Source organism: Piscinibacter sp. (assembly GCF_050175855.1).
Classification (GTDB): Bacteria; Pseudomonadota; Gammaproteobacteria; order Burkholderiales; family Burkholderiaceae_C; genus Piscinibacter.
This window is the reverse complement of sequence record NZ_JBFXIO010000157.1, coordinates 1-10,752: the sequence shown is the minus strand read 5'-3', so window position 1 is coordinate 10,752 and position 10,752 is coordinate 1. Positions and strand designations below refer to the sequence as shown.

Here is a 10,752-nt window from a genome sequence, read left to right as displayed (position 1 = left end):
GCATTGGCGGCGGCATCGGGTCCCTGACCCGCCGGGCCGAGCAGCGAGCCGGCGGCGGAAAAGACCCCGAGGAAGTCCAGCGCCATCCCTCGCGTCAGCGTGTCCAGCAGGCGTGCGCCGTCCGCCTTGCCGCGACGCACCCGGGCGAAACGCCGTGCGTCCTGCATCAGCAGCGGGCCGTCATCGAGCACGCCGGCGGCATGCACGATGCCCCGCAGCGGCACCTGGCCCGGCCGCGCCGCGAGCAGCTGGCGCATGGCCGCCTCATCTCCCGCATCGGCGGTGCAGACCTCGACGTTCACACCGTCGTGGCGCAGCGCTTCCAGGGCCTGCAGCGTCGCCGCAGAGGGTGCCTGGCGGGCGCTGAGCAGCAGATGACGCGCGCCGCGGCGCACGAGCCAGCGCGCGGTGTGCAGGCCCAGTGCGCCGAGGCCGCCGGTGATCAGGTAGCGCGCGTCCGGCCGGACTGCCAGTTCGTCGGCCGTGCCGGCATCGCGCGGGGCACGCAGGACCAGCTTGCCGACGTGACGGGCCTGCGCCATCAGCCGGAACGCGGCCGATGCCTGCGCAAAGTCGTAGACACGCAGCGGCAGCGGCTGCAGCGAACCGTCGCGCAGTGCGGCGACGAGCGTGTCGAGCATCGGTCGTACGCGCTGCGGCTCGACAGCCGCCGTGCTGCCGAGGTCGTAAACGGCGTAGCGCGCGGCAGGCCGCAAGGCGGCGAAGCGTTCCGCCGGCCAGACATCACGCTTGCCCAGCTCGAGGAAGCAGCCGTTCGCGGACAGCGCCTCGACGCTGGCGCCGATGAGCTCGCCGGCCAGCGAATTGAGCACGACGTCCACGCCCCGGCCGCCGGTGAGCGCCAGGATGCGTGCGCTGAAATCGGGCGAACGTGAGTCGAACACCTGCGCGGCACCGAGTCGGAGCAGCAGCTGGCGCTTGGCCGGACTGCCCGCGGTGGCGAAGACCTCGGCGCCGGCGCGTCGCGCCAGCTGCAGCGCCGCCAGACCGACGCCGCCGGCGGCGGAATGGATCAGCACGCGCTGGCCGGGACGCAGGCCGGCGATGTGCTCCAGCCCGAGCATCGCGGTCAGGTACGCCACCGGAAGCGAGGCGGCCTGCTCCATCGAACCCAGCGATTCGGGCCAGGGCGCCAGGTAGGCGGCCGGAACGTTCACGTGGGACGCAAGGCTGCGCGGTGCGAACCCGAAGACGCGGTCGCCCGGTTTCAGGCCGGACACGCCGGCGCCGCAGGCTTCGACCACACCAGCGCACTCGGCGCCGAGGAAGTGCTCCTGGCCGGGGATCATGCCCAGCGCCATCAGCACATCGCGGAAGTTCAGCCCGGCGGCGAGCACACGAACGCGCACCTCGCCGGGCCCAGGCGGTGCGGGGTCGTGCCCGGCCCAGGCCAGGCCGTCGAGCGTGCCGCCAGGATCGGTGCGAAGTGTCCTCGCCACGGCTTGCGACGACGGCGTGGCATGGCGGCGCAACTGCGGCCGCAGCCACGCCGTTCCACGCACGGCCCAGCGCGATCCGCCGGCGGGCACGACGCACAAGCGCCCGGCGACGGCGGCGACGTCGACGCTGGCCGCGTCGGGATCGAGGTCGATCAGGCGCAGTGCCAGTTCCGGGTGTTCCACCGCGATGACGCTGCCGAGACCCCACAGTGCCGCCGCGGCGGGCTGCGGGACACTGCCGTGAACCGCCTGCGCGCCGCGGGTCACCAGGCCGAGAACCACATCGCCGCGCTGCGCGAGAACCTGCACCAGCGCCAGCAGAGAAGTGGTCGGCAGAGCCTCAGCACCATCGTCGACCAGCACGACCGCTGACAGTCGTGGCGACTCGCCGGCCTGCAGCAGCGCCGCCCAGCCCGATCGCTCGGCAGGCCAGTGCGCAACGGCAAGGGCGAGGGCGCTACGCCCTCGTGCCCGCATCGCGGCGGCCAGCGCATTGCCGTCGTGGCCCAGCACCAGCGTGCAGCCTTCATCGACCGGTCCATCCGATGCGGGCTCCGCTTCCGACCAGGCGACCTCGTAGAGCATGTCGTCCGTGTCGCTGGCGAGTTCACCGGCAGGCACGAGGCTGACGCCATCGAGGCGACCGAGCACGCGGTCGTCGAGTGCATGCAGCACGACGTCGACGCGCACCGCGCGAGCGCCCTCGGGCCGCGTCCAGCGCAGTTCGGCACGCAGCGCGGCAGGCAGCGTCGCCGGCAGTTCGGCCAGTTCGACAGCCAGCGGCAGCAGGGCCTCGCGCGGCACGCCGCCACCAAGCGCGGCAACCGCCGCCTGCAGCGCGCCATCGAGCAGCAGCGTGTTTGCACAGGTCGTCGTGTCGGCGGCATCCAGGGCCAGCCAGGCGGTGGCCGCACCGTCACGCAGATCGAGCCGCCGAAGCACACGGAACGACGGTCCGAACTGGATGCCCAGGCTCCCGAATGCCTCGTAGACATCCGCGAGCGACGGGTCCGGCACACCGTCTGGCACCGGTGTGCCGGCGACCACGGGGGCGGGCCAGGCCGAGGCGACGCCGACGCTGGCGATCTTCTGCCACCCTGTCGCCGCCGCCGTGTCCTGGCCATGCAGCGTGGCGCGCACGCGCCCGTCGGCGGCTTCGGTTGCCAGCACCTGCCAGCGGCTGGCCGCGTCCTCGTCCAGCTGCAGCGGGCGATGGATGACCACATCGTCGAGCCGCACGCTCTCCGTGCCGAGCGAACCTGCGGCCGCCTCGCGAAGGGCCTCGAGCATGGCCATCCCGGGCACGATCAGCCGGCCGCCGACGCGGTGTTCGTTCAGCCAGGCCGGCGTCGACCCGGGCCAGTGTGCCTCGAACAATGCGCCGCCAGCGGCATCCAGCCGACGGCCGAGCAGGGGTGTGGCCGGCGTACCGGCCGCGAGCGGCGCCGTGCCGGCGTCAGGCACGGGCAACCAGTAGCGCTGGTGCTGCCACGGATACGCCGGCAGGTCCAGCACCTCGGCGGGTCCGCCCTGCAGCCCGACCCAGTCCGGCGTGTGCCCGGCGGCGTAGAGCGCCGCGCAGGACTGCAGCAGCGACTCGCGCTCGGGGCGTTCGCGGCGAAGCGAGGCCAGCGACATCGGGGGCTCCTCGGCGGAGCCGGCGCATTCGGCGATCGCGCCGGCCAGCACCGGGTGCGCCGAGATCTCCAGGAAAGCGTCATGGCCGTCGCCGAGCATGGCCGCCACGGCATCGGCAAAACGCACCGTTTGCCGCACGTTGGCCGCCAGGTACTCGGCATCGACCCGGCCCTCGAGGCGGCGGCCGGACACGGTGCTGTACACCGGCAGCCGCGGCGCGGCGCTGCGCACCTCGCCGAGCGCCTGCGCGAATGCCTCGGCGTGCGGCTTCATCTGGGCGCTGTGGAAGGCATAGTTGACCGGCAGCATGCGCTGCGCCACGCCCTCGTGCTCGAGTTCGGCGAGCAACGCACCCAGTGCCACCCGCTCGCCCGACAGAACGACGCCGCGAGGGCTGTTCACCGCACCGAGTGACAGGTGCCCGCGGTGCGGCGAGAGCCGGGCCTGGGCCTGTGCCTCGGTGAGGCCGACCGCAGCCATGGCGCCCTGGCCGGTGGCGCGCTGCATGAAACGCGCGCGCAGCACCACCACCCTCAAGGCTTCGTCGAGATCGAGCACGCCGGCGACGTGCAGCGCGGCGATCTCGCCGACACTGTGGCCTGTCACGGCCTGGGGTCGGAAACCCCAATGTGCCCACAGCGCCGCGAGCGCCACCTGCAGCGCGAACAGGACCGGCTGGGCGACCTCGGTGTCGTCGAGTCGCGAGGCGCCCTCGGGCGCCGCCAGTTGCTCCAGCAGCGACCAGTCCACATGACGTCGCAGGCGCACATCGATGTCGTTCAGCGTGTCGCGGAACGGTGGCTCGCTGCGCAGCAGTTCGCGGCCCATGCCCAGCCACTGCTGGCCCTGGCCGCTGAAGACGAAAGCCAGGCGCTGCGGGCGTGCCCGGGCGCGGCGTCCGATGGCGAGCCCGGCCACTTCACGTCCTTCCGCGAAGGCCTGCAACTGCGTGATCAGCGAGCCCGTCGAGTTCGCCACCGCGGCGAGTCGATGGTCGTAGTGCGATCGGCGTTCGCCGGCGGCGGCGCACAGCGCCGGCAGCGTCGCGGCAGGCTGGCCGAGGAAGTCGATCCAGCGCCGCGCCAGCGCTTGCAAGGCCGCGTCGCTCTGCGCCGACAGCGGCAGCAGCCACGGCGCGGGCGCCGGCGGCGCCGGCTCGTTGCCCAGCCGGGGCGCCTCTTCCAGGATCACATGGGCATTCGTGCCTCCGACCCCGAAGCCGCTGGTGCCGATGCGCCGGGGCGCGGCTCCGGCCGGCCACGGGGTGCGCTGTGCCGCGATCGCCAGGCGCGTGCCGTCCAGCGAGATGTGCGGATTGAGGCTGCGAAAGTGCACCTGTGCCGGAATCTCGCCATGACGCAAGACCTGCACCGCCTTGATGACGCCGGTTGCACCGGAGGCCGCCTCGAGGTGGCCGAGATTGGCCTTCGCCGCGCCGAGCAGGCAGGGCGTCGCGCCGGGGGCGGGCACACCCACGGTGGCACCCAGCGCCTCGACTTCGATCGGATCGCCCAGCGGCGTGCCGGTGCCGTGCGTCTCGACAAATCCGATGCTCGACGCCTCGACCTGTGCGTTGTCCAGCGCCTCGCGGATCAGGGCCTGCTGCGCCAGACCGTTGGGTGCCGCCAGCACCGTCGAGTGGCCGTCCTGGTTCACCGCCGAGCCGCGCACCACGGCGAGCACACGGTCGCCATCGGCCAGCGCATCGGCCAGCCGTTTCATCACCAGCACGCTGCAACCTTCACCACGGCCGAAGCCATCGGCGCTGGCGTCGAAGGTCTTGCAGCGGCCATCGGGCGCCATGAAGCCGACCTTCGACAGGGAGATCATCTGCGCCTCGGTGACCATCAGCGACACGCCGCCGGCGATGGCGATGTCGCTCTCGCCGTGGCGCAGGCTCTGGCAGGCGAGGTGGATGGCCACCAGCGACGAGGAGCAGGCGGTGTCGATCGAGATGCTGGGCCCGCGCAGGTCGAGCAGGTAGGACAGGCGGTTGACCAGCACGCTGTGCACCGTGCCCGTCAGCGTACGTGCGTCGATGGTCGCAGGGTCGCCGTATTGAAGCTGCGCGTACTCGTTGTAGTAGCTGGCCACGAACGCGCCGGTGCGCGAGCCGGCAAGCTTGTCGCGGGGCAGGCCGGCATGGTCCAGCGCCTCGATCGCGACCTCGAGGAACAGCCGCTGCTGCGGATCCATGCGTTCTGCCTCGCGCGGCAGGATGCCGAAGAAGGCAGCGTCGAAGCCATCGATCGAGTCGAGGAAGCCGCCCCACTTCGAGGCGATCTTGCCGGGCACCGACGGATCGGGGTCGTACAGCGCGTCGGTGTCCCAGCGCCCCGGCGGCACCTCGCGCACGGCATCGACACCGTCGCGCAGCAGCTGCCAGAAGCCCTCGGCATCGAACACGCCACCCGGCAGCCGGCAGCCCATGCCGATGATGGCGATCGGATCGGCCTTCAGAAGCGGCTCGCTGGCGGCGCGCGCCTGACCGGCCAGCAGAGCGAGCTTGAGCGGTGACAGCTCGCGCAAGGTCGGGGTCGGGGTGTCGGTGCTCATCGCAGGCTCAGCGGCGGCGGCGCAGCAGTTGCAGGGCCTCGGCCTCGCTGAGGCTGCCGACGTCGGCATGGATCTCCACCGGCCTGGCCACTGCCGCGGGCCTGGCGGCGACGGGACTTTCGCCGCACAGGAAGCCGACCAGGCTGTCGACCGTCGGGTAGTTCCAGGCCAGCGTTGCCGACAGCGGGCGCGCGAACAAGGTCTCGAGTCGGTTGCGCAATTCCATGGCCAGCAGCGAACTCAGCCCCAGCGTCCCGAACGGTTGCGCCGGATCGATGCGTGCCGGCGCCAGCTTGAGCACTGCGCCGACGGCCTCGCGCACCAGCGGCTCGGCCAGCCGGCGGCGATCTTCGGGTGCCAGCGTCTCGAGTCGCGCCGCCAGTCCGGCCCCCGCGATCGTCTCGCCGAGTTCGCTGTGGCCGGCGAACAGCCCGCGTGAGCCGCCATGGCCGGCCGCGCGCAACGTCGGCCATTCGATCGGAACGATCATGGCTGCGGCCTCGGCGCGGCCCGCGAGCGCCGCGAACAGGGCCGCGCCCTGATCCGGGCCGAAGCTGCGCACGCCGCGCCGGCGCAGGACTTCCATCTCATCCGCGGCGTTGTCGCCGCCGTGCATTCCGGTGCCTTCCCACGGTCCCCATTGCAGGCTGATCGCAGCTTGTCCACGTGCACGCCGATCGGCGGCCAGCGCGTCGAGACCGGCATTGGCCGCCGCATAGTTCGCCATGCCCGAAAAGCCCAGCACGGCACTCACCGACGAGAACAGAACGAAGAAGTCGAGCTCGGGCAACAGGCGGTCCAGGTGCAGCGCACCGGTGAGCTTGGCTGCGCCGGTGCGATCGTAGCTGTCTCGATCGATCGCAGTTGCGAGCCGGTTGTCCAACTCGCCGGCGGCGTGCACCACGCCGCGGATCGGCGGCCAGGCTTCGGCGTCATGGCGCCGCAGCGCGCCTTCGAGCGATGCGGGGTCGGCGACGTCGGCTTCGACGACATGCACCGCTGCGCCGGCTGCTTCCAGCGCGCGGACAGCGGCGATGCGCTGCTGGTCGCGCGCAGCGATGCCGGCATCGAGCCAGCGGGAGCGCGGCGGCAGGCCATGGCGGCCGAGCAGCAGCAGGCGGCGCGCACCTTGCGCCACCATGGCGGCGGCCACCTTCAGGCCGACGGCGCCGAGTCCGCCGGTCAGCAGGTAGGACGCGTCCTTGCGCCAGGGCAACGGGGCGGGCTCGAGTTCCCCGTCGACCAGCGGCCGCAGGCGCAACTCGAACCGCTGGCCGTGGTCCCACAGCACCTGCGCCGTTCCCGGTGTGCCCAATTCACCGGCCAGCGCCGCCGCGGTCTGTTCTGGCGTGGCCTGAGGATCGACATCGACCAGCCCGCCCCAGCTGTCGGGGTGTTCGTCGGCGAGCACCCGGCCGCTGCCCCAGGCCGCCGCAGCGCGTACCGCCACGCGGCCGCCGCGCGCCTGCGCGCCTCGTGTGACCACCCACAGGCGCAGGCTGCCGTCCAGCCGGCCCGAACGTGCCACGGCCTGCAGCGTGGCCACCGGCAGCCAGCCTGCATCGGCGTCGTCGCCGGGAAGACAGACCAGGACGCTCGGCGACGGACCGTTGCGCAAGGCAGCCTCCAGCTGCTCGGCACCGACGGCGCGGGCGTTGTGGCCGGCGCTGTTCCAGGCTGCCACGAGGCTGTCGGCGTCGTGCCCGGTCGCCCACCATGGGCCGGGTTCCGCGCCTGCGGCCGGCGCGCCGGCAGTCTCCCATCGCAATGCGTGCAGCCAGCGCTGCTGATCGGCCGGCACGGCGGCGGGGGAACTGCCGCGTCCGCGACGCTGCTCCAGCGGATCGGCCAGACGCATCCAGTGACGCTCGCGCTGCCACGGGTAGTGCGGCAGATCGACCCAGCGCCGCGCCGCCGGCAGCACGCGCCGCAGGTCGAGTGCATGGCCGGCGACCCACAGTCCGGCCAGAACCGTCAGCAGGCGCACGGATTCCGCCTCTTCACGCCGGCCGCAGCACATCGCCGCGACGCGATGCGAGCGGGACTGTGCGGTCTGTTCCACTGCCGCCACGAGGACGGGATGCAGGCCGAGTTCGACGAAGCTGCCGGCCGCACCGTCGAGCGCCAGCTGCACGCATTCGGTGAAGCGAACCGGCTGGCGCAGATTGCGGCCCCAGTAGCCGCCATCCAGCTCGGCGCCTTGCACCCTGCGCGCCAGCACGGTGGAGAGCAGCTCGCGCTGCGGCGGCCGAGGCTGCAGGTCGGCCAGTTCGGCAGACAGCGCGGCCGATGCGGCGTCCATCTGCGGGCTGTGCGAAGCGACATCGACCTTGATCGGGCGGCAGAACACGCCCTCCGATTCGAGCCGCTCGAGCAGGCCGCGCAAGGCCTCCGGATCTCCGGAGATCACGCAGGATCGAGGGCTGTTGCTCACGGCGACCGAGAGGCGGTCTTCCAGTCCCGCGAGCCGCCGGCCCGCGTCGTCGATCGGCAGCTCGACCATCGCCATCGCACCGCGGCCGCTCTCGCGCGACATCAGCGCGCTGCGGCGGCAGATGATGCGCATCGTCTGGGCCAGGTCGAGTGCACCGGCGAGGTGAGCGGCGCCGACCTCGCCCATGCTGTGGCCGATCAGTGCCGATGGCACCACGCCGACCGACTCCAGCCAGCGTGCGCCCGCGATGGCCACGGCCAGCAGCACCGGTTGGATCACGTCGATGCGCTCCGGCGCCGTCGTCGTCGAACGCAGATGATCCACGATGGAGACATGCAGCCAGGGGCGTGCCGCGGCATCGCAGGCCTCCAGGGCATCGCGAAACGCCGGCTCGGCGTCGAGCAGCTGACGCGCCATGCCGACCCACTGCCCACCCTGACCGGGTACCACGAACACCGGGCCGCGAGCAGGGGCGGTGTGCACCACGCCCGCGGCGTCGGCGGCCTCACCGGCGGCGAAGGCCTCGAGGCGCGAGACCATCATTGCGGCGTCGACGGCGACGAACGCGGCTCGATGCGACAGCGCCGTGCGGCGGGTGGCCGCCGCCCAGCAAAGGTCGTCGAGCAGGGCCCGGTCGGCGCCGTTCAATTGTTCGGCGTAGGCGCGCGCCAGCGCCACCAGCGCCTCGTGGCTGCGCGCCGACAACAGCAGCATCGCGGGACGATCGGGCAGGGCGACCGGGACGGCGGCGTCCCCTGCGCCGGCCGACACGGCCTCGAGGACCACATGGGCATTGGTGCCGGCAATTCCGAATGCACTGACCCCCGCGAACCGCGGGCCGGGTGGCCAGTTATCCTGGCGGCGCGCCAGTTCGAACGGAGCGTTTGCCCAGTCGATGGCCGGATTCGGCTCGCGGCAATGCAGGCTGGCCGGGATGCGGCCGTGGTGCAGGGCCAGCGAGAGCTTAATCAGGCCGGCCACACCGGCTGCGCCCTCGGTGTGACCGATGTTCGTCTTGACCGAGCCGACTCGGGCACGGGCCGCTCCGAGGCGCCCTTCGCCGAGCACGGCGGCGAGTGCGCCGAGTTCGACCGGATCACCGGCGCGTGTGCCGGTGCCATGGGCCTCGATGCAACTGACCTCCGAGGCGGCAACACCGGCATCGGCGTAGGCGCTGCGCAGGAGCGCCTCCTGACCGGCACGGCTGGGCGTGCCCATCGAACCACTGCTGCGACCGTCGTTGTTGACTGCGCTGCCACGCAGCACGGCATAGACGCGGTCTCCGTCGGCCAGTGCACGCGCCAACGGCTTGAGCACGACGAGCGCGGCACCCTCGCTGCGCACGTAGCCGTCGCCATGTGCATCGCCGAACTTGCAACGCCCGTCCGGCGCCATCATCCGGCTCTGCGAGTAGGCGACGCTGATGTGCGGCTGCAGGATCACGTTGACACCGCCGGCCAGCGCGAGCTGGCACTCGCCGCTGCGCAGGCTGCGCAGTGCGGCGTGCACCGCCACCAGCGACGACGAGCAGGCGGTGTCCAGCGTCAAGCTCGGGCCGCGAAGGCCGAGCAGATAGGACAGCCGCCCCGAAGTGGCGTAGCGGCCGCTGCCGGTGGTCATGTAGAAGTCGGCCTGCTCCGGGTCGTCGAACAATCGCGCCTCGAAGTCGCTCAACCACTGGCCAATGAAGACGCCCGTATCGCTGCCGTCGAGTGCCGCGATGTCGAGGCCCGCGTCTTCCAGACCTTCCCACGCCGTCTCGAGCACGAGGCGCTGGGCGGGATCCATGCGTTCGGCTTCGCGCGGCGAGATGCCGAAGAAGGCAGCGTCGAACCGGTCCAGGTTGTCGAGGAAGCCGCCCCAGCGGGTCATCACGCGGCCCGGCGTTGCAGGCCGTTCATCGTAGAAGCGATCGAGGTCGAAGCGGTCGCGCGGGATTTCGCCGATGGCATCGCGCCCGTCGGAGAGCAGGCGCCAGAACTCACGAGCGTCAGCGACGCCGCCGGGATAGCGGCAGCCGATGCCGACGATGGCCACCGGCGGTGAACTGTGCATGGCGGCCCCGACGGTCACGCGTGGATCCGTGGCAGCGGAGCCGACAGCAGCGGAGCCAGGGTCACGGACAGGTCGGCCAGCAGCTCGGCGCGCCGGGGCTGAAGATAGAAGTGGTCGCCAGGAAACACCCGCACGCGGAACGGGCCGTGTGTTTCCGACCGCCAGCCCTCGAGCTGATCGCGCTGCGCTCGGCGATCGTCGCTGCCACCGAAGGCACTCAGTGCCATCGGCAGGGCCGCCCGCCCCGCCGCGTTTGCGGACGTCTCCAGGGCCTGCAGGTCGGCGCGCAAGGCCGGCAGCAGCAACTGCATCAGTTCCTCGTGCTGCAGCACTTCCGCAGGGATGCCGCCATACCGGCGATTCAGTTCGGCGAAGAAGTCGGCATCGCCCAGCGTGTGCAGCGGCGGGTCGGTCTCGGGGCAATGTGGGGCGCGGCGACCCGACACCACCAGGTGGCCCGGCAGAGGCCCCCCGCGTGCCACGAGTGCGTGGGCGAGCTCCGCTGCGACCACTGCACCCATGCGGTGACCGAACAAGGCGAACGGGAGATCGATCTCGTCGACCAGCGCGTCTAGTGTGGCCTCGACGATCTGGTTCATGTCCGTCAGC

3 protein-coding genes are annotated in these 10,752 nt (G+C 72.1%); all 3 read right to left on the bottom strand.

All coding sequences use genetic code 11. The features are described 5' to 3' along the window. A partial coding sequence (locus AB7U92_RS13325; RefSeq protein ID WP_428577462.1) for an SDR family NAD(P)-dependent oxidoreductase occupies positions 1–5,654 on the bottom strand: 5,654 nt, incomplete at its 3' end. A gap of 7 nt (positions 5,655–5,661) precedes the next feature. Beyond that, positions 5,662–10,143, bottom strand: a complete 4,482-nt coding sequence (locus AB7U92_RS13320) for a type I polyketide synthase (protein WP_428577459.1) — start codon at positions 10,141–10,143, stop codon at positions 5,662–5,664. A 14-nt stretch (positions 10,144–10,157) separates the two neighbouring features. Then, positions 10,158–10,752, bottom strand: a 595-nt coding sequence (locus AB7U92_RS13315; protein ID WP_428577456.1) for a thioesterase II family protein, incomplete at its 5' end; no start/stop codon positions are given.

Bases quoted from the DNA above. Each gene is read 5' to 3' on its own strand.
- AB7U92_RS13320 (WP_428577459.1), bottom strand. From the start codon at position 10,143: ATGCACAGTTCACCGCCGGTGGCCATCGTCGGCATCGGCTGCCGCTAT.